This is a genomic window from Alteromonas sp. AWQ4_252, from assembly GCF_056158205.1.
The window spans coordinates 4,095,075-4,118,722 of the sequence record NZ_JBSWSV010000001.1 but is presented as its reverse complement, the minus strand read 5'-3'; the positions used below and the strand labels follow the sequence as shown (position 1 = coordinate 4,118,722).

The following is a 23,648-nucleotide window of genomic DNA, read 5'->3' as shown; positions in this document are numbered from 1 at the left end:
TGTAAATTAAAACTGTTTGGCCATCTCTTCAGCTCTGTGGACGGCTGCTCGCATGGCTTTGCTAACGGTTTCCTGCAGACCTTCATCGATCAGTGTATTCACCGCCGCCGCAGTTGTACCACCTTTAGATGTAACGTTGGCCCTCAACTCACTTAATTCAAGCTCTGGATTGTGACAAACCATTTCAGCAGCGCCCAACATAGCTTGCTGCACCATTGTGCGAGCTATGGATTTGTCGAACCCCATAGTAATGGCTTCTTCTTCCATGGCTTGTAAAAAAAGGAAAAAATAGGCGGGACTGCTACCAGCCGCAGCAATCACTCCGTTAATACCATCTTCGTTGTCGACCCACACTGTTTCGCCTACCGCCCCCATAACGCTATCCGCGTAATCTTTATCGTCACGATTGACAGTATCATCGGCATATAACCCTGACATTCCCTTGCCAATCAGGCTTGGTGTGTTTGGCATAATGCGGATAACAGGGTATTCGCCTCCGAGCATGGCTTGCAGGCGCGAAACAGGCAACCCTGCGGCAATAGATAAAAACAATTTGCCTTTAAGCTCGTTGTTGGCTTTCAACGTACTTAACATGTCACCCATCATTTGTGGTTTAACAGCAAGTACAATGGCTTCAGCAAACTGGCAGGCTTCGTCATTTGACTGAGTCACCTGAATACCAAACTCTTCACTCAGAGCCTCAAGTTTTGGTAAAGACGGGTTACTGGCTAAGATTCGCGATTTGTCATAGCCCGATTGAATTAATCCGCTGATAATACTGCGTGTCATGTTACCTGCGCCAATGAAAGCTAGTTTTTTTTGTTGCATGAAAACCCTTTAAATCTGGTGGAAAAATTTCCGATAAATGAGTTAGCCATTGTTTCGACTACCGAAAATGGCTGTACCAATTCTGACCATGGTTGAGCCATGGGCTATGGCGTCTTCGAGATCACCACTCATTCCTACGGACAGGGTATCAAAATCGCTCAGCTTTGTGTGGTATTGGGCAAATAATTCTGCCAGTTTACACAGGGTTTCTGTCTGTTTGACGGCATCTTTCGAGGGTTCTGGTATTGCCATCAATCCGCGCAATCGCAAGTTTGGCATGCCAGAGACTGATTCAATTAACGAGGGCAGTTCTTGTTCTCGAATTCCGGACTTAGTGCTTTCGCCATCAATATTTAACTGGATACAAACATTTAAAGGCGGCAAATGTGCCGGACGCTGATCGTTCAGGCGGCGGGCAATTTTTTCCCGATCAACCGTTTGTACCCAATGAAAATGTTCAGCCACGATACGTGTCTTATTTGATTGAATTGGACCAATCATATGCCATTCGATATCGTCTAAGTGAGAAAGAGTTTGTATCTTTTCAACGCCTTCCTGCACATAGTTTTCACCAAATAAACGTTGTCCGGCTTCATACGCTTGGGTGATATCCGATACCGGTTTTGTCTTACTCACCGCTAGCAATTGAACGCAATTTGGTGGACGATGCGAAGTGGCAGTGGCCTGTTCTATTCGCAAGTGTGCGGATTTCAGTCGTTCTGCCATTGTTTGCATTAGTCACCCGTGTTTGGAGAAGTGGTTGTGGATATTACCGAACTTTTGGCTTTTAGTGTTAAGAATAAAGCCTCAGATTTACACTTATCGGCCGGATTGCCGCCTATTATTCGCGTAGATGGTGAAATGCGCCGACTCAATGTGCCTGAGTTAGATCACAAAGAAGTACATGCTCTTATTTACGAGATAATGAACGATAAACAGCGCAAGGAATACGAAGAAAATCTCGAGGTGGATTTTTCTTTCGAAGTGAAGGATTTGTCACGTTTCAGGGTAAATGCATTTATTCAAAATCGCGGTGCCGCCGCTGTGCTCAGAACTATTCCAAGTAAAGTATTGTCGTTGGAAGACTTAGGAGCACCAGAAATATTCCGCAGTATTATTGACCAGCCCACAGGCCTGGTGTTGGTGACCGGGGCCACGGGGTCAGGGAAAAGTACTACGTTGGCAGCAATGATTGACCACATTAACAATACAAAGCGGGACCACATTCTTACCATCGAAGATCCCATTGAATTTGTACACGACAATAAACTCAGCGTACTGAATCAAAGGGAAGTTCATCGGGACACGCACAGTTTCTCTAATGCCCTGCGTTCCGCATTGCGGGAAGACCCGGATGTAGTGTTAGTGGGCGAATTGCGAGATCTGGAAACGATACGCCTTGCGATGACAGCCGCTGAAACCGGTCACTTAGTGTTTGGTACGCTGCACACTAATTCAGCGCCAAAAACCATCGACAGGATAATCGATGTATTTCCCGCAGAGGAAAAAGCCATGATACGCTCTATGCTGTCCGAGTCACTTCGCGCGGTAATTTCACAAACGCTGTTGAAAAAAATTGGTGGCGGACGTGTTGCCGCACATGAAATTATGGTGGGTATTCCGGCTATCAGAAACCTTATCCGCGAAGACAAGGTGCCTCAGATGTACTCAGTCATACAAACCGGTCAGGCACATGGCATGCAGACCATGGAGCAGGCGCTGCAAAAGATGGTCGCACTCGGTGTGATAAGCCAGCAAGATGCGGCGGCCAAGTCTATCGATAAAAACAAACATATGTAGGAGCGCGCGTGAAACTGCAGTCTTACTTTGAACTGGCCACCGAGCGTGGCGCTTCAGATATTTTTATCACCGTCGGTTTTCCTGTTAGTGCAAAAATAGACGGGAAGCTAACGCCGTTGGCCGATGAACCTCTGTCTCAATTTCAGGCTAAGGAACTGGTACAGAGCGTAATGGAAGAGCGTTATATTCGTGAACTTAACGAGCTGAAAGAAAGTAATTTTGCCGTGGGCATTACCAATGTCGGCCGTTTTCGTTGCAGCGCATTTTGGCAACGTGATTCAATTGGTATGGTGGCTAGACGAATCGTTACTGAAATCCCCAAGGTTGATGAATTGGGTTTACCCGGCGTGCTCAAAGACATCATCATGAGTAAAAGGGGGTTGGTGCTGATGGTAGGCGCAACCGGTACAGGTAAATCCACGTCGCTTGCTGCCCTTATCGATCATCGCAATCACAATAGCCAGGGACATATTCTCACTATTGAGGATCCCATTGAATTTATTCACAAACACGGTAAATGTGTAGTAACTCAACGTGAAGTAGGTATTGATACCATGAGCTTTGACGACGCGCTGAAAAGCTCATTGCGTCAGGCGCCAGATGTGATTCTGTTGGGAGAAATCCGTTCAATGGAAACCATGGAGTATGCCATGTCATTTGCCGATACCGGGCATCTTTGTGTGGCAACGTTACATGCCAATAATGCCAATCAGGCCATCGAGCGTATTATGCATTTAGCGCCAAAAGAAATGCACAATAAACTCTTGTTTGATTTAAGTTTAAACCTACGGGCGATTGTGGCTCAGCAATTGGTGCCGAAAAAAGATGGTAAGGGCAGAGTTGCAGCCATCGAAGTGTTACTCAATTCTCCTTTTGTGGCTGAATTAATTCAAAGTAACCGTACTGGTGAACTCAAGGATGCCATGAAAAAAGGCAAAGAAATGGGCATGCAAACCTTCGACATGGCGTTATATGAGTTATATAGACAAGATAGGATCACCTACGACCAGGCGATTCACCATGCTGACTCTCCTAACGATTTACGGCTAATGATAAAACTTGATACCAATGAAGGTACCAAACTGGGGTCTTTGTCAGGTGTATCTATAGATATGGATGACTAAAAAGTAGTGCGTAAACTCTTTTCCCACGACGATAGGTTTTTGTTTCAGCAACTGCGTTCAGAATTGGACGCACTGAACATTCCCTATTTGGTGAAAAATGAGTATGCCAGTGGTGCGATGGGTGAATTACCCTGGCAAGAGACCCAATTAGAACTCTGGCTCTTGGATGAACAATGGTACGCCAAAGCGAAAAGTATTATCAGCGAGTTGTTGACTAAAAACACTGATATAAGGATGTGGAAGTGCTTTGCATGCGGTGAAGACAACGAGGGGCACTTCTCTATTTGCTGGAACTGTCAGTCGCCAATGGAAACGGTAAATAACGAGCGCTAAAAGTTGTGCCAAGGGATGTACAACAATGTGGGGGAAATATAATGTGGCCGCTTAGCCGTATTGGTTTTCAGCCCAACTTGTGAAGATCACGCAAGCAGAAACACTGTCTACCTTGTCTTTGGTGAGTTTTTTATAGCCGCCCAGCTCAAACAACATGGCTTTAGCATCTGCGGTAGACAGGCGTTCGTCCCAGGTTTGCACTTTTACGTTGAAGCGGCCATGTAAGCGATTTGCGAAGCGCTTAGCAAGTTGCGTTACCGCTTGTTCCGTGCCATCCATGTTAAGAGGCAAGCCCACAACCACTAAATCCGGTTGCCATTCATCATAAATTGCCTGAACTTTTTGCCAATCGGGTACACCGTCTTGCGCTTTTAAGGCGGCAAGAGGGGAGGCAGTGCCGGTAATTTCCTGGCCCACTGCCACACCAATGCTTTTGGTGCCAAAGTCAAAGCTCAGAACCGTGCGCGACTTTGCGTCAGGCATGACCAATCTCTGGGGTGAGCTGCCATATATCAACTCCAAGTTTTTTTACCGCTGCCTGCCATTTTTTATGAATGGGCGTATTAAACAGAATGTCAGTGTCGGCCTCTACAGTAAGCCATGCGTTTTCTTGCATTTCACCTTCTAATTGGCCGGCTTCCCAACCTGCGTAACCAAGTGCTATTAAGGCGTGGTCCGGGCCGGAATTGTGTCCAATTGCGGTGAGAATATCTTTAGAGGTGGTGACCGTGATCCCTGGCGCCAGTGACAAGCTAGAACCCCACTCGTCTTCGCCAGAGTGCAGGACAAAGCCTCGTTCTTGTCCAACCGGTCCGCCCGCCAACACTATTTGTTCGGCGGTGTCGTCGCCGAAGGATCCGTCTTTATCGGTTTGTTCGAGCAGTTCTTTGAGAGACATTGTAGATGGCTGATTAATTACAATACCCATTGCACCTTCACTATTGTGTTCGCAAATATACGTGATAGATCGGGAGAAATAAGCGTCTTCCAATGATGGCATAGCAATAAGAAAATGATTTTGTAGTGAGGTGAGTTCTGTCATCCAATACCGCCTTTGTTTGCCAGTTTCTTTTCTATAGCATTAAAGAGTTTTGCCATAATGCTAATGTCGTAATGCGCTTCTATCTCCCTTACGCAAGTAGGACTGGTAATGTTTATCTCGGTAATACGATCGCCAATTACGTCCAGACCAACAAATAAAATACGATTGTCTTTCAATACAGGTGCGATAGCGTTTGCCAGGTCGCGATCAGATTCACTAATTGGTTGAGGGCGGCCTGTACCTCCGGCAGCGAGATTTCCGCGGGTTTCACCTTTAGTGGGCAGTCTTGCTAGACAATAAGGCATTACTTCACCATCGACGATAAGTACACGCTTATCCCCGTCCTTGATGGCGGGTAAATACTCTTGAACCATCATCTGTTGCACACCGTTTTTTGTCAATGTTTCGATAACGACACCCAGGTTGTTACCGTCTTCTTTCACGCGAAAGATTGAAGCGCCACCCATTCCATCAAGTGGTTTGCAAATGATGTCTTTATGCTTGCTATGAAAATCACGCACGAGCTTGGCATTGCGTGTAACCAGGGTTGCAGGGATCAGCGATGGAAACCACGATGTAAATAGTTTTTCATTGAAGTCGCGAAGCGCTTGGGGGTTGTTGACGACCAGGGCGCCTTCAGCCTCCGCCAGCGATAACATATGTGTTGCGTAGAGAAACTCACTGTCAAATGGAGGGTCTTTACGCATCATCAATACGTTGATGTCACCTAACCCAACAACTTTTTCTTCTGAGAGGGTGTAAAAATCAGAGGGTTGATCTTTTACTCTCACTTCACGGACGGTTGCCATGGGTTTGCCGTTGTCTAAAAAAAGGTCAGCTTGTTCCATGTAAAGCACTGTCGCTCCGCGCGACTGCGCTTCCAACATCATTGCGAAGCTGGTGTCTTTGTGGGGCTTCACCTGTGCAATAGGGTCCATTATGAAACCAACGGTATAACTCATGGCAGGGTACTCGGTTGAAGTTAAGTATTACCTTACTATGGCGTCATAATTGCTAAAATCAATATAAAATGGGGAAATGGCAGCTAAAGGCTTTCGGGAAGGTATATTACCATGCGGCTTCCCACACCAGGGCGACTGTCGCAAGAAAGTGTGCCACCCATTTCAGCGGTGATCTGATGGTAACAGGCTGATAGGCCGCGCAAGTTATGATTCTGAGAATAAAGAATGTCTGTAAGCGGTCGCATAGCTTGCTCGAACACGGCTTTTTCGATACCAACACCCTGGTCTTCAATTACCAGTTTCATGATGCGACGATCATTTCTGCAGTTCACTTGCGCAGATAACCAGGCTTTGCCCCCATTGCGATTTGGGAATGCGTGACGGTAGATGTTCAAGATTAGCTCGCACATTACTTGCGTAAATGTGCCTTCTGGAAGACGAAACTGAAGTGTTACAGGGATGTCGATGCAGAAGAACACCGTTTGGCAATCATTAGCAGCAATAGCGTCTATGACGGATGACATCAATTGACCAACGTGCACCAGGCGCGTGGGGTTTTGCGTAACCCGGTTGAGATAAAACGCTAATTCATCAACTCGTGAAATTGCATGAGACATCATTTGTGCGCCTTCATCGCAGGCGCGGCTTACACTGTCATAGTAGCTAAGCAATGCCTGCTTATTCAGTACTTTTTGTTCAAGTTGCTGCTTGCTTTGCGAGGTGACTACCTGTTGAAATGCCAGTGTGGTTTTGGCTACATTCAGTGCATCTTGGACACCTTCAATAAAGCCGTCTGTCATATTTTGAAAAGCGTTGGGTAGTGGACGCTTCACATAGGCAGATTCAACCTGTGATTGCTTAGCAAGTAACTTTTCGCAAGTACTCTTTAGCGAAGCTATTTGTTCATCTTGCCGCTGAGCCTGAAGGGTCAATTGCCATACTTCGCGACTTTTGCGCTGTTGCGACTCGCATAAGGCAAACACCTTTGCAAGATTGGCTGCGACGTTTTCAAAATGCGTTACTGAATGGGGATCGGGTTTTCCCTTATGGGGCCCGGCGACAACAAATGTGCCGTGACATTCTCCCTGATAGCGCAGAGGGAACGACCACAAACTAAAAATACCGCTTTGTCCTACGCCTTCTGAGAAGTCCTGCCAATTGTCGTGAGAAGCGATATTGGCGATAAAGAACGGGACCTGTTTTAACACCGCCGGACCACATGCGCCGGAAGCCTCATGCACTGGTTGATGATGTATAGACTTTAATATTGGATCGGGCAGTGACGGTGCAGCGAGAATCGATAACGTTTTTCCCTGATCAATAAGTTGGGTAACGGCAAATCGATGAGGAGAATCATGTGATTCGAGAAAAGTTAAGTAATGGTCTACAATTTTTGCGAGTGGCGCACCTTCCAAAATTTTTTCCAGGCAGGTACTGTAAATCTTGTCGAGTTCTTTGCGACCTGATGCAAACTGGGGCAGTGCCGATGAATAGACAAGATTCATTGCTAACGACAATTTATGATTGAATAATAGTTTTGTAACCCTTTTTCATCTACAAAACAAGTAGCTTAAGACTTTCTTATCATTATAAATCACCATGATTTGACTGAAGTACGGCAATTGAAGCCAGAGCAGCGGTTTCTGTTCTTAAGATCCTTGGCCCCATACTCACGCTGGTGTAACCACTTTCCTGGCATTGGTGTACTTCGTTATCTGACAAGCCGCCTTCCGGCCCGATTAGCAGACGGTAACCCTGGCTGGAATAAGGGGTTTTTGAAAGGGCGGTGTGGGCTCCGGGTGCTAAAACAAGGCGCTGGGCCTGTGTGGACTGAGCAAGCCACTGATTTAGCGTCACAGGTTGACTTAACGTGGGGAGCGTATTTCTGCCACATTGTTCACAAGCGCCAGCGATGATTTTTTGCCACTGATGCCACTTTTTCTCCCAACGTTTTTCATCGAGTTTGACAGCACAACGCTGGGTTATTACTGGTGTAATCGCGGTAACGCCGAGCTCGACACTTTTTTGTAACACCATGTCCATGCGGTCACCTTTAGATACACCCTGACCCAAATGAATAGGTAAGGGAGACTCTTTCCCTATGGTCAGGCAGGCATCGGCTTCGACTATTACATTCTTACGGCTAACTGAAATGATAACGGCACTGTATTCATTACCATCGCCATTAAAAAGCACCACCGGGTGGTTTGCTTTCAGTCGCAAAACGTTAGCGACGTGATGGGCTGCATCGTCGCTAAGAGAGAACTCTTCATCCATGTTGATAGGAAGTGGATGAAACAAACGAGGTATTCGCATGCATAATTACCGGTAGTCAAAAATCGACGCCAATAATACAGACTCAAACCAGTCAGACGCAATAACGATAGCTGACTTTGCTCCTGGTAATTTAATTTTGATTAACTTGAACGCCGGAGGGCTTTTGTAGCTTGTTTATGTTCGTCGGTGGATTTGTTTTACGGGCATAAGCGGTGTGTTTGCCCTTATCAGTGGTTAATGCAAATGCAAGAAGAACAAGTACAACAACGAATAGCAAAGATAGAAATAACATAAAAAATCCCTTCGTTTAGCAGACCGGATGAAACGATAGCTAAATAACCTGTTTCGAAAATCACCACCAGAACCCTGGTAATAAAAAGCTGAGAGAGAAAATTCATTTTCCCGGAAACAAGTTAGTATTTCCTGTAATTCAATGCCGCTGTGGCATCAAAAAAGTGCTATCGACTATAGCCGAAAAAAACAGAAATACCAGCGATTCTCGACTGTCATATTATTCAATTTTGTTATTAGCACTAAAATCAATTGGTTAAAAATAAACCAGCGATTTGGCGCTACACTTTGTTACGGATTCGAAGTGTAGATAAGTGCTATTACAAAAATATTATTCCCTGAGAACTTTATTTTCATCATGCATATTTATACCAATGTATATGCCATAAACAGGGGTGATGCTATTGCGCCCCATACAGGTTGGCTGATATCTTAAGCCCGCACTGTGCAACGGTTCGCATTACAATAAAATAGGAAAGACAAATGGAAGAAAATTTAACAATGTTTACCGCTTCTGATATTGAAGGGTATATAAATACATACGCGATTCCATGGGGTATCAACATTGCAATGGCGATTGCCATTTACGTGGTTGGTCGAATAGTTGTTGGATTAATATTATCCGTATTCCGCCGCGTTATGGCGAAATCTAAATACGAGCAAATGCTGATTGATTTCCTGGAGTCAATTCTCAGTGCTATCTTGATGCTGTTTGTTATTGTCGCCTCGCTGGATCAGTTGGGCGTTGATACAACGTCGTTAGTCGCTATTTTAGGTGCGGCTGGTTTGGCAATTGGTTTGTCGCTGCAGGACTCTCTGAAAAATTTCGCTGCAGGCGTCATGCTATTAGTATTTAAACCCTTTAAAGCGGGTAACTTTGTTGAAGCTGCCGGTACATCGGGTGTTGTTAACAAAATTGGCATTTTCACCACGACAATGACGACGCCGGACAATAAAGAAATCATCGTTCCAAACGGCGCTATCTATAGCGGTAACATTACTAATGTTTCTGCCAAAGAGACTCGTCGGGTTGATATGGTTGTCGGCATCGGTTACGACGCAGACCTCAAAAAAGCGAAAGCAATTTTGCAGGAAATGGTTGCTGCCGATGAGCGCATCTTGCAAGAGCCTGCGCCGACAGTTGCGGTTTCAGAACTTGCTGACAGTAGCGTGAATTTTGTGGTTCGCCCCTGGGTTAAATCTGCAGACTTCTGGGCTGTGAAATTCGACTTCACTGAAGCAGTTAAACTGCGTTTCGACCAAGAAGGTATTTCAATTCCATTCCCACAAATGGATGTTCACTTACACAAAACCGAAGACAGCAAGTAATACTGCTGTTGATAAAAAAACGCCACAATCGTGTGGCGTTTTTTTTGCTTTTCATTCAAGCGCATTTGGCGCAATTAATTTTACTTACAAGTTGGCCGGTTTGCTGATCGCTGAAAATCTGCTAACGCTGCCTGCATGTTAGCCTGCAGGTTTTCTATTCGCGATTGGGGAGCCGGGTGAGTGGAAAGCAGTTCGATAGGCCGCTGGCCGTTACTCGCTGCGTCCATATTTTGCCAGAGATCCACAGATTCCCTGGGATCAAACCCCGCCTGCGCCATGAGTGCAAGGCCGATTAAGTCTGCCTCTGATTCATGAGCCCGGGAAAAGGGCAGTGTAATGGCAACTTGTGAGCCCATGCCAATTGCCGCCATAATAGCTCCGCTGTAGGCGACTTCATTCGATTCAATAACCTGAGCAACGGCTTGAGTACCGAGATTAGTTAAGGTGGAAGTCGACATGCGTTCGTTACCATGGTGAGCGATAACATGTCCAATTTCGTGGCCGATAACCGCAGCTAATTGTGACTGAGTTTTAGCAACATTTAGCAGGCCCGTATATACGCCAATTTTACCACCGGGCAGAGCAAACGCATTCACTTGTTCGTCTTCGAATACGACCACTTCCCACTCGCCGCTAAAAACACTATCGGGAACCAGGGGGGTAAGTGATTTCGCGACGCACTGAACATAGGAATTTTCCACTTGCTTGCTGGACACACGTAACTCTTCTTTCATACTCGCAAAGGCCTGATCGCCCATGGTGGCCATTTGTGACTCTGAATACAGGAGTACCTGGTTTCTTCCTGTAGGCGATGTGGCACATGCGCTCAATAATGAAACAAGACCTACCAGCGCCAGTGGCTTCATTGCAATTCTCATATTCTTTCCTTCGTCAGTAACTACCTGGTTAGGCAGTATAGTAGTTCGTTGCTCAATGCATATCTACAATTTCCATTTCTCGGTGAAATTGCAAATTGCTTTTGTTCTTATATGGCAAAAAGCATTGATGTGGTTCAACGATAGTGCTTACCTGAACCTTTAAGGTGGTCATATTTTCGTCACAATAGTGTCTTCAAGTTGTCATGTAGCGACCTTACGTTAAATGGATTTGTGTTTATTGACACGGTTTCGTTAAAAGGGAAATACATAATGATAGATAATAAGTTTAAAATGGGTCTGCTGGCATTGTTCGTAGGGGCTGCAGTATCAGGCTGTAGTTTGGATGGCGACGATGGTGAGCAAGGACCTCAGGGCGAGCAGGGTGCAGATGGTGCAGATGGTGCTGACGGCTCAAATGGTGCTGATGGCGCTGATGCTTCACTTGGCGTCACTCTTGACGTAGTGGGGCGTGCTGTTGTCGGCGGTGAAGGTGCAGCGGAAATTGTACAATATCACTCAGCAACGCAAACTATCTACGCAACAAATGGTGAATCAGATACGGTTTCAGTGATTGCAATTGCAGATTTAACCGGCGACATCGTCGATACGCCTATTTCGGCTGATACTCTGACAAGCACTTCTATCACTCTGCCTACCGAAGCCAATGGCGTTGACCTTGACGGCCTTACCAGCATTGCAGTGAGTGATGACTTACTAGCGGTGGCTATTCCGGCAGATGAAAAAAGCGACAATGGTTTTGTGCTGTTTTACACTGGCCTTAATGCTGGTACGCCAACTTTTTTAAAAGCTGTTGAGGTAGGTAACTTACCAGACAACGTCGCATTCACTCCCGATGGCACAAAAGTCTTAACCGCGAATGAAGGTGAGCCTTCAGATGATTACACGATTGACCCTGAAGGCTCTATCAGCGTAATTACCGTTACTGATGGCGTGCCTGCAGATACCGCAACCACGCTGACTTTCGAAGCGTTCAATACTGAGCAAGATGATCTGGAAGCGATGGGTATGCAGTTTCCGAACCCATCTGGTCGCACCATCAATGGTGTTACGATCAGCACGACTGTGGCCCAGGACCTTGAACCAGAGTACATCACGGCCACCAATGACATGGCATACGTGACCTTGCAGGAAAACAATGGTTTGGCAGTCGTTGACTTAACCGCAATGACAGTGTCTTTGGTCGGGCTCGGAGTGAAAGACTGGTCGGCATACCAGATTGATGCCCAGGAAAACGGTGAAGTGAGTTTTGGCCAGTACGATGGTTTGTACGGTGTTTACATGCCCGATACTATTACTCATACGTCGTGGAAAGATGCAATATTCCTGTTAACCGCCAATGAAGGTGATGCCCGGGAGTATATTTTTGATGCCGAGGACGAAGCGTCTTGCTTAGCTGCAGGTGGACAAGATTTTGACGACGGTGATTGTTTGGCATACACCGATGAAGTCAAAGTGGAAGATCTCGCGGCAGAAACAAATTCCCCCCTTGCTATGCTGCAGGCTAATGGTGAAATTGATGATTTACGAGTAACCCTTGGTATGGGTGATGCTGACGGCGATGGTGAATACGATGCAGCATACACTTATGGCGCTCGTTCATTCACTATTTGGGATCAAAACGGTCAGGTTGTATTTGATTCTGGTGACGATTTTGAGCGTATCACTGCCTCCATTCACGGTGCCGCTTTTAACAACGGTGATGATGAGAACGAAGGGGATAGTCGCTCAGAAAATAAAGGGCCTGAACCAGAAGCGATCACAACGGGTATGATTGGCGATAGAAATTACGCATTTATCGGCACAGAGCGTATGGGCGGTATTTTCGTATACGACATTACCAACCCTTACAACGTTACGTTTTCTGAATACGTTATTAACCGCGATCTTACCGAAGGCTTAGACGTGGATGACGAAATAGGTGATCTTGCACCAGAATCTTTGGTTTTTGTAGCGGCAGACGAGAGCCCAACTGGTGAAGCTCTGTTGATTGTCGGCAATGAGGTCAGCGGTTCAGTCACACTCTGGCAGGTGACAGCTAACTAGTTGCTGGATGTTCTTCAGCACAACAGTTGCTAAATCTTAAAAAATACATACCAGGGGGCGATCTAGCCCCCCTTTTTTCTTTTGCCTTGCCTTCTCTTTCAACTATTTCTGCCATGACATTATGTGTCTAAAACGCTAAGCTACACACTTAATGTTTGTATGAAGCTAATGTTTCCTTTCAAGAGGGCATCATTGCCTTGTATTTCCCTCAATGAACATTGTGCTGAAAAAGAGAAAAAAACATGCCTAAAAAGATCGTAATTAGCGGTGTTGGTTTATGGACACCGGAGCACGTGATCACTAACGAGGAGTTAGTCGATAGTTACAACGCCTACGCCGATAAATTTAACGCTGAACATGCAGCTGAAATAGATGCCGGAGAAATGGCTGCAAAACCACATTCCAGTGCCGATTTTATCCAGAAGGCCTCGGGTATCAAGCAGCGCTATATATATCGCAAGGAAGGTGCGTTAGACATCAATCGTATGCGCCCTGTGATCCCCGAGCGCGGAGATGATGAGTTGTCTCATCAGGCGGAAATTGCCGTACTCGCAGCGCAAAAAGCCCTGGCAGCAGCGAATAAAAAACCGGAAGATATCGATGCTGTTATCGTTTCATGTGCCTACACGCAACGGGCCTATCCGGCAGTGGCCATTGAAGTACAGCAAAAACTGGGAATTACCGGTTTTGCTTTTGACATGCTGGTAGCGTGCTCAGCTGCCACTTTTGGCATGCACCGCGCTTATGAAATGGTTGCAGCGGGAACAGCACGTGCCGTACTAGTGATAAACCCTGAATTGGTTTCTCCACAGGTGAATTATACCGACAGAGACAGCCATTTTATATTTGGTGATGTGGCTACAGCCACTGTGGTGGAATCTGAAAGTACAGCAAATGCCACGCACATTTTTGACATTCTCAGTACCAAAGCCGTCACCCAATTTTCAAATAATATCCGGTCGAATTTTGGCTATATGAGCCGGGCCCATGACGTTGACCCATATGGCGCAGATAAACTGTTTCATCAGGAAGGCAGAAAGGTGTTCAAAGAAGTTTGCCCTATGGCAGCTGACCATATTGAAACCCATCTCAAACAACATGATTTAGCGCCGGTTGACGTGCGTCGTTGGTGGCTTCATCAGGCCAACATCAACATGAATTTACTGATAGCCAAGCGTTTACTCGGTCGCGAAGCCAATGCAGATGAAGCGCCTATAGTATTAGATCGCTATGCCAATACAGCTTCTGCTGGCTCGGTCATTGCTTTCGCGTTACACCATGAAGATTTGCAACAAGGTGACGTTGGTGTTCTTTGTTCCTTCGGCGCAGGTTACTCTATCGGAAGCTTGGTAATACAAAAACGCTAGTAATAGAGCGGCTAAACAGGTGGAAAGAAAAGGGAAGTTATGATTTCTGACATTGGTTATGGCATTAACGCAGTGGCTTACCTGTTATTGCTGCTTTTATTGTTTACGGTGAGAAAGTCGGGGTTAGCAAAGCACCTGCTGGTGCTAGCAACCATGGCGACCATGATTTGGTCCATTAGTTTTATCACTGAGTTATTCGGCACGGTATCTGGCCACCATTTGATTATGGCGGATACCCTTAAACAAATGATATGGCTGTTATTCATCGCTGGTTGCCTGCAGGATGATTTTGCCACACTATGGGATGTGCTTCGTCGTCCCGCTACCCTGGCAATTCTAACGCCGCCGGTAATCGCGTTAGCTTTACCCGTAGTAATTGTCGTACCGCCGAATTGGCTGTTCCTGATGTTAACGGTGTTGTCGCTTGAAGTATTAATTTTACTTGAAGTAATGTACCGCCAGGCAGGTGAAAATCAGTGGGCTTTCAAACCTCTCGTACTTTACTTAGGTGCCATGCATCTGTTCGAGTTTGTCATGTATGCCAATGCCACAATGGTGAACAACATCGAACTGGTGTACGTTATTTCTCGCGGGTACATCTATTTACTCATGATGCCTTTGCTTATCGTCGCCATTCGGCGTATTAAGCACTGGGGAGTGGATATATTCATTTCAAGGGAAGTGGTTCTACACAGTTCTTTGTTATTGGTCGCTGGTATCTACCTTCTGGTTATGGCGCTGGCTGGTTACATTGTCAATTATATTGGCGGTGGGTGGAGTTCAACCATCCAAACTATCCTGATTGTTCTGTCGTTGGTACTCCTGATTACAGTGGTATTGTCAAACAGTTTTCGCACCCGCATTAAAGTTTTCATCACGAAGCACTTTTTCGCGAACCAGTTCGATTACCGGGTTGAATGGGTCAAACTGACGAAAGCCCTGTCATCAGCTCATGAAGACAAAGCCAGTGTTTTTCATTCTGCTTTGCAAGGTGTACTAGGCGCAATTAATTACGAACAGGGTTCGTTGGTAAAATGCGCCGGCAAGGAATTGGAAACAGTGGCGTGCATTGGCATGGATAAACTTCTGCCTGAGGAAGCGCACATTCTGCGACAACTATCACCTTTTTGTCTGAAAACGACCTGGTTGGTTGATGTCGAAGAGTATGTGTCTAAGCCATTTGAATACGATGGCCTTCAACTGGATAGAAGCGCGCTATCAAAATGCCGTTTTCAATTAGTCTTGCCGCTTTTGAACAGAGAGCAAATTTGGGGCTTTGCACTATTAAAAACCAAAGATGGCGAACAGCTTAGTCTGAACTGGGAAGTGCGGGATTATTTGAACGCCGTGACAGAACAAGTGGGTACCTATTTGTACCACCATGAAGCAGCGAACGCGGTTGCTGAAAATGCTCAGTTTGCTGCATTCAATCGCATGTCGGCTTTCGTTCTACACGATTTAAAAAATGTGTTGGCACAGATTGACTTAATTCTCTGTAACGCAGAAAAGCACAAAGATAATCCAGAGTTTATTGAAGATACATTCGAAACCTTGCATTATACAAAAGCGAGGATGGATAAAATGCTTCGACAACTCACAGAGAAAAAGGTCGAAGAGCCAGGCGCTTTTTCTGCCCACACACTGTCTGCGTTAATAACGAAACTCATTGAAGCCCGGTGTCAGACGTTGTTACCTCAGCCTGCCATTCAGGTTAACAGTGAAGCGCAAGTGGTAGTGGATCCAGAAAAGTTTACCAATGTCATGTATCATCTAATTAGCAATGCACAGCAGGCTACGGATGATGACGGCTATGTGCACATTGTGCTGGATACTGATGAGGCTAATCAGCAACAAATAGTACAAATACAAGACAATGGGTGTGGCATGGACGCATCCTTTATAGAGCAACGATTGTTTAAACCCTTCGATACCACAAAAGGTAATGCCGGTATGGGAATTGGCGCATACGACGCCAAAAACTATATGCAATCGGTAGGCGGAAAATTGTCGGTGGAAAGTGAAGTGGGAAAAGGCAGCTGTTTTACCTTGGCGTTTCCTTTGGATTAACAGCACGCCTTTTGTGTAGTCACCTATGATGAGAGTAATACAATGACGGATACTATTCTTGTTGTCGACGATGATCTCGGCATCCAGAAACAATTAAAATGGAGTTTTACCGATTATAACGTGGTTTTTGCCGATGATCGTTCTGCTGCCATTGCGCAACTTCGGCGGCATGAACCTAAAGTGGTCACTTTAGATCTCGGTTTGCCACCTGATCCGGCAAACGCTTCGGAAGGACTGAAAACGCTTCAGGAAATCATTGCTCTTGCCCCTCGTACTAAAGTTATTGTTGTAACGGGTAACAACGACAAAGAAAACGCGCTGAAAGCAATTGACCTCGGCGCTTACGATTTCTACCAGAAACCCATCGATTCAGACACCATAAAGTTATTGGTTCAGCGAGCGCTTAATCTCGCTAGCCTTGAACATGAAAACCGTGTGTTGGCCAAAGCTCGCCCTGCGATGGGACGAATTATCGGTAATTCCGACGCTATTCAGACTGTCATGCGAAAGGCAGAGAAAATTGCTGGCACAGACATCAGTACCCTGTTACAAGGCGAAAGTGGAACAGGGAAGGAAGTATTTGCCAGAAGTATTCACGAACATAGCCCCCGTAAAGACAAGCCCTTTGTGGCTATCAACTGTGCTTCTATACCTGAAAACTTGTTGGAAAGTGAACTCTTCGGGTATGAAAAAGGGGCGTTCACTGGCGCGAATAAAACCACGTTGGGTAAGATAGAAACAGCGCAAGGAGGAACCTTATTTCTTGATGAAATCGGGGACATGCCTATTGGTTTACAGGCCAAAATGCTTCGTTTTCTGCAGGAACGAGTAATAGAGCGGGTGGGCGGACGCGCTGAAATACCGGTGGACATCCGGGTCATTTGCGCGACGCACAGAGACTTGCAACAAATGGTAGCCGAGGAAACGTTTAGGGAAGATTTATACTACCGGGTTGGTGAAATTCCGATTTACATTCCACCGCTTAGGGATCGCGATCAGGATATTATTCTCCTTGCCCGAACATTTCTGAATATGTATCGGGAAGAGTTTGGCGCAAAAGCAAAAAGCTTCTCGGATGACGCCATTCAGGCCATGTTAGCGCACAAATGGCCGGGTAACATACGCGAGATGCAAAACAAGTTGAAATCTGCCGTTATTATGGCCGAAGGCTCAATCGTTCAGGCAGAAGATCTAGGCTTAATGTCTGTAAGAGGCGATAGCGAACCTGAGACGCTCAACCTCAGGGAAGTGAGAGAACTTGCAGAAAGCCGGGCTATCCGAAAAGCTTATCAAACAGCCGGAAAAAACATGTCTAAAACTGCGGAACTACTGGGTGTAACCCGTCCGACGCTGTATTCGTTAATCGATAAGTATCATATGGAAGATATAAAAACCGGTATGTAGCAAGGGGGCAGTTAGCCCCTTCTCTTTTTTTAGAACAGCAGTCAGTCCTGAGGCCATTCAATACTCGCGATATTGGTAAGCGAGGTACGCAGACTAGTAACAGTAAAGCCAAATTTTGTTTCTAACTTATTCGGTAGTGTTTTAGCCTCGTCGTCACAACACCCTTCTACCACACCAACCCAACAGTTTCTGCTGGAAAGTTTTGCGGCATACAAGCAGTAATCCATGACAGCGAATGTTTTTGCCCAGTCAAGTTCGAAAGGGTTTTTCCTGCATACTGGCAGGGCGCAAAACCCAATACTACAGGTCGCATTTATACGAATATTTCCAGGCAAAATAAACACTCGTTGCCGTACTGCCTGCAAGAGGCGGTCGGCAAGATCCACTGCGTCCTCGCGGTCTGCATTTCGACAGACAACTAAGAATTCTTCGCCACCCCAGCGAATGAGTAAGTCTGTTTGACGAAAAACTTCCTGCAAAATTTCTGTAAATTGAGTGAGGAAACGATCCCCCGCCAGGTGCCCGTAATCGTCGTTGATACGTTTGAAATAATCAATATCAACAAGAAAGCAAACAAGATCCTGATTATTGGGATAATCAGAAGTGTCAAGACTGCTGTAAAAATGTTGGACCCGGTGAATTTCGCCAGGAAGTTGGGCATTCAGAAAATTGCGATTGTAAAGCCCTGTGAGAGGGTCGCGCATACTCACTTGTTCCAAAGCGCGAAAAGCTTCTTCTAGCTGATGATTTTTGTCTTCCAGTTCTGCCGTGCGGTGCTTAACTTCTCGCGCCAGACGTTTAGTTTGCAGGTATTGGTTGTAACGGCTCCAAATGAGAAAAATGAATAATAACAGCGATACAAGACTGCCCAGAGCCAACATATTCTGCAAGTTTTGCTGACGGACACTGGCAAGCTCTACCGTGCGGTTTTTTTCCTGTAGCTCGAAAGCCTGCGCTTGCCGTTCCATCTCAAGCTCAGCTTCTATTCTTCCCAGTGAAACCTGCTTTTCTGCTTTTAGTTGTTCAGCGTTCAACTTTGTCCGGATGGACAGGGCATCGAATGCGGCCTTGTAATTTTCTCGTGCGAGGTAAGCTTGTAAAGCTTTATCTTGTGCAAGGATCTGATTATTGAGTTCGCCATGTCGTTCTGCCTGAATGAAAGCCCACTGAGCGTGTTTCGCCGCTCGCTCCAAATCATTGCCTTTGTAAAATGCGTCTGACAATGCAATGTGAATTTGCGTCACAAGGGAAGCGTGACCCCTGGCCCTGGCTTGGGAGAGGGCGTCCCGAAGAAAGCGCAAGCCGGTTTCTATTTCGCCTTTAGCGACGGCAACTTTACCCAAAGTAGTTTGTGCAGAACCTGAGTCCAGCGACGCGTTCATCATCGTAAAAGACGAAAAAGCAGCAAGGAGGTGTTGTTCGGCTAAGTCGAATTGCTCCGATTGCAAGTAGAGTTCACCCAGAACACTGTGGTTTCGTGCGCGCTCATACGCAAGGCCGCGAGACGTATTAATCTCAAGGGCATCCATAAGGTATTTAATAGCATTTTCAGAATTTTGCATATCAGCGTATACACTGCCTATCTCTGACAGTGCCCGGGCTACGTTGGGCATGTCTTTCTGCTGCCTCAGCAAGGTCAGGGCTTCTTGTAATGCCTGAAGGCTTTCAGCAATGCGTCCTTCTGCATGGAGCAAAATACCAATGTTTAGCTGCTGCATTGCAACGCCGGTGTTATCTTGCTGGGCTTGATAGAATGCCTTCGCCTGTTCAAATAACGCCAAGGCAGATTCGTATTTGGCTTGTGCGAAGTATACCTGGCCTTTTTCAGCATGTACGGCAGCCATAAAGGCTTGTTGATCTAATTCAGAAAAAAGGTTTTCAGCGTTATTAAAATGCTGAAGAGCAAGGTTGAAGCTGCTCTTAAGTGCCGCGATTTTTCCGAGTTCTAATTGAATTTTTGCATGCTGAAGAGGGAAGCCTGTTGCTGGTGTCTGGGTTAACAGGGTTTGTGCCAATGCACTGGCCGCATCAATTTGCCCGGCATTGTAAGCGTGACGCACACGTTCCAGCATATCGCTGATATTCATCGCTAATTCCGTTTGCGATGCTATAGCAGTTGCAGGTTGTAACACACTACATAGCAGAAGTAGGCTACCTGCCAGGCGACGTTTCATAATCTTCCTAATATGAATTTGCGGTTGTGGCAAAAAAACGTGTTTTAAAGATTGTTGTTATAGTAATTTTAGTGACAGTAAAGTTGTAATCCTCTCAGGGCGTAGTACTACTATATAGTGCAGCTCTATCGCCGCGGAAATAGAGATCGGCCCAAATTCGAATCAGTCGGGAGCGACAAATACCCGTATTCGAAGAAAGAGTTTTCAATTGTTCTATGGTTTCTTCGCTCAGTGTAAAGGTTGCCCTACGCATGGGAACTACCGGGGCACTTTTACTTCCGGACTCATTTGGCACCGGATACAGGGGGCGAACCACACTTTCCTGCCCTGAGGCGTAGTTAACAGCATCGTTAATGAAGTCATCAACCGAAACGGCACTCACGCGCTCAACTGACGGCTTGGATTTTTTGAGGCTGGATAGACTCATAGGTTTCCCCCTCGCGTCGGGATAACAGTTCCTTAATGATAGACCGTATTTCACTTGAGGCTTTACCCTCTGGTTCGCTTTCCATAACCGACTGACCATACTCTTCGGAATCATCGTACATATTTCGACTGTAAGTCACAGCATCGAGTACCGGTACTTCGAAGGAGCGACATACGTCTTTAGCCTCCAAAATACGACTGGCTAATGAAGGAAGAGAAGGACACTGGGTAATAACAAATGCCGCGTTCATGTTCGGGTTAACCATTTTGCAGGTCGACAAAATGTCTTCCATGTGGGGCACGGTTTTTAGATCTCGTCTTTTCGGACGCAGGGGAATGAGAATGTGATCTGCCACCGCCATGGAGGAACGCAGTGCAAGATTATCCTGGCCACCGCAGTCGATTACAACATAGTCATAGTGCTCCCGCAAACTAAGCAGTTCGTTGCGGATCTTCCCGTAAAGTTGCACACAATTAATGGAAGGCAGGCTATCGTTAGCTTTGCGTTCCTGGATCCAGTCTGATGTCGTGCGCTGAGGATCACAATCTACCATCAATACACTGGCATTTTTTTCTGTGCGTAAATATACAGCGATGTTCTGAGCAAGACAGCTTTTACCACTGCCGCCTTTTTCGCCACCAACCAATACAATCATGGTTTAGTCTCCAGGTTTCGCTCTTTAGAGCGGCTAAAGGATGTGACTGAAAAAGTGAACAAGTCAGCCCGAAGGCAGGCTTATCGTGTTCGGTAACTCCGCTATCATGACAAATACTTTGTGTTAGACCGGAAGCTTTGCGTCACGGGCTTTCGCACCGTTTTGCCTTTTTCAACAAATAAACGAGTATTCAACTATGACTCGCTAACAGAATTACAATACAACATTGAAGAACAATTAAGCGAATGCGTGACAATATTTACGGATGTAAAAATATACCTGTGTGCGGCGAACTCACCGCGCGTCATTGGCTGTGAGCCTTGATAGTTGTAAGCTCTGAAAGGGATATCGTTCTATTTTCAGCCGAATCTGTTAGTATCAGTGTGTTATCAATTTTCATACCCGCTGAAAGGAGAAAAGTGTGGTGAGACGATTTATCACCGGTGCAGTTCTGGTGTTGTTAAGTGCATCATCCATGGCACAGGCAGATCTCAAGTCAGCCTTCGACCAGTTTCGGAGTCTCTATGAGACAAGGTTTGGACAAGTTCGCGCGTGCACGAACAGCGAATTTCAGCGGTATAGCGTGTGTTCGCCAGCGTTGAGAAATGATGGTAACGCACCCTACATTTTACATCACGGCAAATCCACACCGGGCGTAGTCGTTTTGCTCCACGGGTTGAGCGACTCTCCTTTCTATATGAAGGGTATCGCTCAGGCACTTCACGATAGGGGGTTAACGGTTATCGTGCCGCTAAATGTCGGTCATGGTCAGTTAGACGCCAGCGACGAAATGAGTGACAGTGAGTTGTCGGATAAATGGGCTGCGCATCTTAGTGATGTAGTTGACGTGGCACATACTATCAGTGATGAGGTCTACCTTGGTGGATTTTCAACCGGTGGTGCCTTATCGGTGCAGTATTATCTGTCTCGCCCTGAGAATGTTGACGCGATAATGCTATTTTCTGGCGCGCTGGCATTGGATAGCGGCGTTGAGCGATTATCGAAAATTTGGGGTATTCAGTGGGTGGCTTCCCTTATTGATGGAGACTATGTCACGCAAGGGCCCAACCCTTACAAGTACCCGACAATAGCAAGTTTTACGGGGCTGGAGTTAATGGAGGTGATTGCTGATGTGCGAGACCAGTTTGAGGATGGGAAGACCATTGATGTGCCGGTTTTTGCAGCGCATTCTCAAGCCGATACCACCACGCCTATCAGTGGCATCGAAGATCTCATGGCGCGTACCACCACGAAAATAAACACCCAGTTTGTCATTGATGAAAGTTATCAGTTATGCCATGCAGACGTAGTGATCAGCAGCAAGATGGTAATAGATATGCATTTTGATAAAAGTGCAGTGGATTTGCGTGATTCATGCGCTGTGCCCCAAGGGAACCCGCTTTTCAGGCAAATGCTCATGATGCTCAACAGTTTTATAGACGAAGTTGAAAGGCAGGATGATAAATCTGTTGACAGTACTGCCAATTAGACTTAATTTGCTTTTACACGTACAGAGGTAACCTTGATAATGTTTAGTCAAAAACCTGCAGCACTGATTATTCTACTCGCTATTCTAAAAAGTTGGCGGGTGTGCTAGTACGTAAAGATTAACTAAAACCCGCCGCAAAGGCGGGTTTTTTGTTTGCGTCTTTGCGGTACTAACATGGAGACGACAGACATGAACCACCCGGTTTCACATCAATTACAAGCCTTGCATAGCGCGGTAAACAGAAACGACACGCAGGCGTTAAAAGCGTTGTACCGCGACGATGCTGTATTAATTGAAAAACCTATGATGACTTCCCGTACAGAATTACTGAAAGCCCTCGATGGATTTAAATCGAAATACATGCCCGCCCATGTGGTATCACAAGGTGACGATGTCGTAGTGGAGGCTGGAGACACAGCGTTGGTGATCAGTAAGCTCTATGTTAGTGCGAAACAGAGTGCAGACACTTCCGAAGGACATGTCAAAAAAGCTATTTATGTGTTTCGCAAAAACACTGATGGTCAGTGGCAATGTGCTATCGATAACTTCTTTGGTGTTGATATTATTGACTTTGCCTGACGAACTAGACCCGTGTTTAGGTGTCGTAACAAACCTTTTTAATCTGCAAGCTTGAAAATCGGCACCGAAACCACATATTAGCGTGAACTGTGCGGTTCGTTTCTTGTTGGACAAGGGGCGCGCTCACCTAAAACGAAACGATAGTTCACGAATTAATGCGCTCACTTGCAATCAACAGCTTATCGACACATGTGAACGCCGCGATGCCCATGCGCATCGGGGTCATATTGTTGTGGCTGGCTTTCGCTATATCGGCAGCAAGTGCGGGTAAAATCCAGACGGATAGCTTTTCAGATAGCTTCCGATCTTACGATTATCCGGCAGTACTGAGCAGTCGGACAGATCTCGGTTTTGTTCGCTTGTTCGCGACGGGTCAATCGATAGAGCCTGTTCCCGATACAATACTGACCAATGACCTATTGTCAGTTCAACGGCCGCAATGGTTTATAGCCGGTATTCAATCCGGCTTTGTAGTAAGTGCTGACCCCTGCCTTCAGTGCCGCTTCAGCCGGCCTTTATCGAGAGCTCCACCTTACTTTTAACGCTTGTTTTACAAGG

General features: G+C 46.1%; 22 protein-coding genes and 1 riboswitch. Of the genes, 11 read left to right on the top strand and 11 right to left on the bottom strand.

What is annotated here, in order from left to right:
• Positions 1 to 6: 6 nt before the first annotated feature.
• Both proC and ACXACM_RS18080 read right to left on the bottom strand, forming a co-directional pair.
• Positions 7 to 828 carry a pyrroline-5-carboxylate reductase gene (gene proC, locus ACXACM_RS18085; RefSeq protein ID WP_474823493.1) on the bottom strand — a complete coding sequence of 274 codons (822 nt, stop codon included), beginning with the start codon at positions 826 to 828 and terminating at the stop codon, positions 7 to 9.
• Positions 829 to 870: 42 nt separating this feature from the next.
• A complete protein-coding gene (locus tag ACXACM_RS18080) occupies positions 871 to 1,563 on the bottom strand; it encodes a YggS family pyridoxal phosphate-dependent enzyme (protein ID WP_474823492.1) in 693 nt (230 codons plus the stop codon).
• Between the two features lie 27 nt (positions 1,564 to 1,590).
• Between ACXACM_RS18080 and ACXACM_RS18075 the strand changes: the two genes are divergently transcribed.
• Genes ACXACM_RS18075 through ACXACM_RS18065 form a run of 3 tightly spaced genes read left to right on the top strand, consistent with a single transcriptional unit; the run spans position 1,591 to position 4,085 of the window.
• On the top strand, positions 1,591 to 2,628 hold the full coding sequence (locus tag ACXACM_RS18075) for a type IV pilus twitching motility protein PilT (RefSeq protein WP_474823491.1): 1,038 nt from the start codon (positions 1,591 to 1,593) through the stop codon (positions 2,626 to 2,628).
• A gap of 8 nt (positions 2,629 to 2,636) precedes the next feature.
• Positions 2,637 to 3,752 (top strand): PilT/PilU family type 4a pilus ATPase, encoded by a 1,116-nt coding sequence (locus ACXACM_RS18070; protein ID WP_474823489.1) that lies wholly within the window; start codon positions 2,637 to 2,639, stop codon positions 3,750 to 3,752.
• A gap of 6 nt (positions 3,753 to 3,758) precedes the next feature.
• The gene (locus ACXACM_RS18065; RefSeq protein ID WP_474823488.1) at positions 3,759 to 4,085 is read left to right on the top strand and encodes a putative signal transducing protein; all 327 of its coding nucleotides are present in this window, start codon (positions 3,759 to 3,761) and stop codon (positions 4,083 to 4,085) included.
• Between the two features lie 51 nt (positions 4,086 to 4,136).
• On the opposite strand, the gene ruvX is transcribed toward ACXACM_RS18065, so the two are convergent.
• The 5 genes from ruvX to ACXACM_RS18040 form a co-directional block, all read right to left on the bottom strand.
• On the bottom strand, positions 4,137 to 4,568 hold the full coding sequence (ruvX, locus tag ACXACM_RS18060; RefSeq protein ID WP_474823486.1) for a Holliday junction resolvase RuvX: 432 nt from the start codon (positions 4,566 to 4,568) through the stop codon (positions 4,137 to 4,139).
• Complete coding sequence (locus ACXACM_RS18055; protein ID WP_474823485.1) at positions 4,561 to 5,127, bottom strand: YqgE/AlgH family protein; 567 nt, start codon at positions 5,125 to 5,127, stop codon at positions 4,561 to 4,563. The genes ruvX and ACXACM_RS18055 overlap by 8 nt, the downstream gene beginning before the upstream one ends.
• Entirely contained in the window at positions 5,124 to 6,089 is a 966-nt protein-coding gene (gshB, locus tag ACXACM_RS18050; RefSeq protein ID WP_474823484.1) for a glutathione synthase, read from the bottom strand. Before gshB ends, ACXACM_RS18055 begins: the two co-directional genes overlap by 4 nt.
• A gap of 83 nt (positions 6,090 to 6,172) precedes the next feature.
• Positions 6,173 to 7,594: a GAF domain-containing protein gene (locus ACXACM_RS18045; protein WP_474823483.1), complete on the bottom strand. Its 1,422-nt coding sequence runs from the start codon at positions 7,592 to 7,594 to the stop codon at positions 6,173 to 6,175.
• 82 nt (positions 7,595 to 7,676) lie between these two features.
• Positions 7,677 to 8,405 carry a 16S rRNA (uracil(1498)-N(3))-methyltransferase gene (locus tag ACXACM_RS18040; RefSeq protein WP_474823482.1) on the bottom strand — a complete coding sequence of 243 codons (729 nt, stop codon included), beginning with the start codon at positions 8,403 to 8,405 and terminating at the stop codon, positions 7,677 to 7,679.
• A 735-nt stretch (positions 8,406 to 9,140) separates the two neighbouring features.
• Between ACXACM_RS18040 and ACXACM_RS18035 the strand changes: the two genes are divergently transcribed.
• Positions 9,141 to 9,986, top strand: a complete 846-nt coding sequence (locus ACXACM_RS18035) for a mechanosensitive ion channel family protein (protein WP_474823480.1) — start codon at positions 9,141 to 9,143, stop codon at positions 9,984 to 9,986.
• An 80-nt stretch (positions 9,987 to 10,066) separates the two neighbouring features.
• On the opposite strand, the gene ACXACM_RS18030 is transcribed toward ACXACM_RS18035, so the two are convergent.
• Positions 10,067 to 10,864, bottom strand: a complete 798-nt coding sequence (locus ACXACM_RS18030) for a M48 family metallopeptidase (RefSeq protein WP_474823479.1) — start codon at positions 10,862 to 10,864, stop codon at positions 10,067 to 10,069.
• 270 nt (positions 10,865 to 11,134) lie between these two features.
• On the opposite strand from ACXACM_RS18030, the gene ACXACM_RS18025 reads away from it, so the two are divergent.
• The 4 genes from ACXACM_RS18025 (at position 11,135) to prsR (ending at position 17,766) form a co-directional block, all read left to right on the top strand.
• The gene (locus tag ACXACM_RS18025; RefSeq protein ID WP_474823478.1) at positions 11,135 to 12,928 is read left to right on the top strand and encodes a choice-of-anchor I family protein; all 1,794 of its coding nucleotides are present in this window, start codon (positions 11,135 to 11,137) and stop codon (positions 12,926 to 12,928) included.
• A gap of 242 nt (positions 12,929 to 13,170) precedes the next feature.
• Positions 13,171 to 14,295 carry a beta-ketoacyl-ACP synthase III gene (locus tag ACXACM_RS18020; RefSeq protein WP_474823477.1) on the top strand — a complete coding sequence of 375 codons (1,125 nt, stop codon included), beginning with the start codon at positions 13,171 to 13,173 and terminating at the stop codon, positions 14,293 to 14,295.
• 39 nt (positions 14,296 to 14,334) lie between these two features.
• Positions 14,335 to 16,362, top strand: coding sequence for an XrtA/PEP-CTERM system histidine kinase PrsK (gene prsK / locus ACXACM_RS18015; protein WP_474823476.1), 2,028 nt, complete (start codon positions 14,335 to 14,337; stop codon positions 16,360 to 16,362).
• Positions 16,363 to 16,404: 42 nt separating this feature from the next.
• A complete protein-coding gene (gene prsR / locus ACXACM_RS18010) occupies positions 16,405 to 17,766 on the top strand; it encodes a PEP-CTERM-box response regulator transcription factor (RefSeq protein WP_474823475.1) in 1,362 nt (453 codons plus the stop codon).
• Between the two features lie 41 nt (positions 17,767 to 17,807).
• Here prsR and ACXACM_RS18005 read toward each other — a convergent pair whose 3' ends face one another.
• The 3 genes from ACXACM_RS18005 to ACXACM_RS17995 all read right to left on the bottom strand — a co-directional run bounded on the left by ACXACM_RS18005 (position 17,808) and on the right by ACXACM_RS17995 (position 21,022).
• Positions 17,808 to 19,940 (bottom strand): diguanylate cyclase, encoded by a 2,133-nt coding sequence (locus ACXACM_RS18005; protein ID WP_474823473.1) that lies wholly within the window; start codon positions 19,938 to 19,940, stop codon positions 17,808 to 17,810.
• A gap of 94 nt (positions 19,941 to 20,034) precedes the next feature.
• Positions 20,035 to 20,367: a ribbon-helix-helix domain-containing protein gene (locus tag ACXACM_RS18000; protein ID WP_474823471.1), complete on the bottom strand. Its 333-nt coding sequence runs from the start codon at positions 20,365 to 20,367 to the stop codon at positions 20,035 to 20,037.
• The gene (locus ACXACM_RS17995; protein ID WP_474823470.1) at positions 20,327 to 21,022 is read right to left on the bottom strand and encodes an AAA family ATPase; all 696 of its coding nucleotides are present in this window, start codon (positions 21,020 to 21,022) and stop codon (positions 20,327 to 20,329) included. Before ACXACM_RS17995 ends, ACXACM_RS18000 begins: the two co-directional genes overlap by 41 nt.
• A gap of 88 nt (positions 21,023 to 21,110) precedes the next feature.
• Positions 21,111 to 21,199, bottom strand: a riboswitch (cyclic di-GMP riboswitch).
• Between the two features lie 244 nt (positions 21,200 to 21,443).
• On the opposite strand from ACXACM_RS17995, the gene ACXACM_RS17990 reads away from it, so the two are divergent.
• The 3 genes from ACXACM_RS17990 to ACXACM_RS17980 all read left to right on the top strand — a co-directional run bounded on the left by ACXACM_RS17990 (position 21,444) and on the right by ACXACM_RS17980 (position 23,632).
• Complete coding sequence (locus tag ACXACM_RS17990) at positions 21,444 to 22,511, top strand: alpha/beta hydrolase (protein WP_474823469.1); 1,068 nt, start codon at positions 21,444 to 21,446, stop codon at positions 22,509 to 22,511.
• Between the two features lie 174 nt (positions 22,512 to 22,685).
• Positions 22,686 to 23,090 carry a YybH family protein gene (locus tag ACXACM_RS17985; protein WP_474823468.1) on the top strand — a complete coding sequence of 135 codons (405 nt, stop codon included), beginning with the start codon at positions 22,686 to 22,688 and terminating at the stop codon, positions 23,088 to 23,090.
• A gap of 155 nt (positions 23,091 to 23,245) precedes the next feature.
• Positions 23,246 to 23,632: a hypothetical protein gene (locus ACXACM_RS17980; protein WP_474823466.1), complete on the top strand. Its 387-nt coding sequence runs from the start codon at positions 23,246 to 23,248 to the stop codon at positions 23,630 to 23,632.
• The last annotated feature ends 16 nt before the right edge of the window (positions 23,633 to 23,648 follow it).

Bases quoted from the DNA above. Each gene is read 5' to 3' on its own strand.
- ACXACM_RS18055 (WP_474823485.1), bottom strand. From the start codon at position 5,127: ATGACAGAACTCACCTCACTACAAAATCATTTTCTTATTGCTATGCCA.
- prsR (WP_474823475.1), top strand. From the start codon at position 16,405: ATGACGGATACTATTCTTGTTGTCGACGATGATCTCGGCATCCAGAAA.
- proC (WP_474823493.1), bottom strand. From the start codon at position 828: ATGCAACAAAAAAAACTAGCTTTCATTGGCGCAGGTAACATGACACGC.
- ACXACM_RS18080 (WP_474823492.1), bottom strand. From the start codon at position 1,563: ATGCAAACAATGGCAGAACGACTGAAATCCGCACACTTGCGAATAGAA.
- ACXACM_RS17985 (WP_474823468.1), top strand. From the start codon at position 22,686: ATGGAGACGACAGACATGAACCACCCGGTTTCACATCAATTACAAGCC.
- ACXACM_RS18000 (WP_474823471.1), bottom strand. From the start codon at position 20,367: ATGAGTCTATCCAGCCTCAAAAAATCCAAGCCGTCAGTTGAGCGCGTG.
- ACXACM_RS18030 (WP_474823479.1), bottom strand. From the start codon at position 10,864: ATGAGAATTGCAATGAAGCCACTGGCGCTGGTAGGTCTTGTTTCATTA.
- ACXACM_RS17980 (WP_474823466.1), top strand. From the start codon at position 23,246: ATGCGCTCACTTGCAATCAACAGCTTATCGACACATGTGAACGCCGCG.
- ACXACM_RS18040 (WP_474823482.1), bottom strand. From the start codon at position 8,405: ATGCGAATACCTCGTTTGTTTCATCCACTTCCTATCAACATGGATGAA.
- ruvX (WP_474823486.1), bottom strand. From the start codon at position 4,568: ATGCCTGACGCAAAGTCGCGCACGGTTCTGAGCTTTGACTTTGGCACC.
- ACXACM_RS18035 (WP_474823480.1), top strand. From the start codon at position 9,141: ATGGAAGAAAATTTAACAATGTTTACCGCTTCTGATATTGAAGGGTAT.
- ACXACM_RS18005 (WP_474823473.1), bottom strand. From the start codon at position 19,940: ATGAAACGTCGCCTGGCAGGTAGCCTACTTCTGCTATGTAGTGTGTTA.
- prsK (WP_474823476.1), top strand. From the start codon at position 14,335: ATGATTTCTGACATTGGTTATGGCATTAACGCAGTGGCTTACCTGTTA.
- ACXACM_RS17995 (WP_474823470.1), bottom strand. From the start codon at position 21,022: ATGATTGTATTGGTTGGTGGCGAAAAAGGCGGCAGTGGTAAAAGCTGT.
- ACXACM_RS18045 (WP_474823483.1), bottom strand. From the start codon at position 7,594: ATGAATCTTGTCTATTCATCGGCACTGCCCCAGTTTGCATCAGGTCGC.
- gshB (WP_474823484.1), bottom strand. From the start codon at position 6,089: ATGAGTTATACCGTTGGTTTCATAATGGACCCTATTGCACAGGTGAAG.
- ACXACM_RS18020 (WP_474823477.1), top strand. From the start codon at position 13,171: ATGCCTAAAAAGATCGTAATTAGCGGTGTTGGTTTATGGACACCGGAG.
- ACXACM_RS18025 (WP_474823478.1), top strand. From the start codon at position 11,135: ATGATAGATAATAAGTTTAAAATGGGTCTGCTGGCATTGTTCGTAGGG.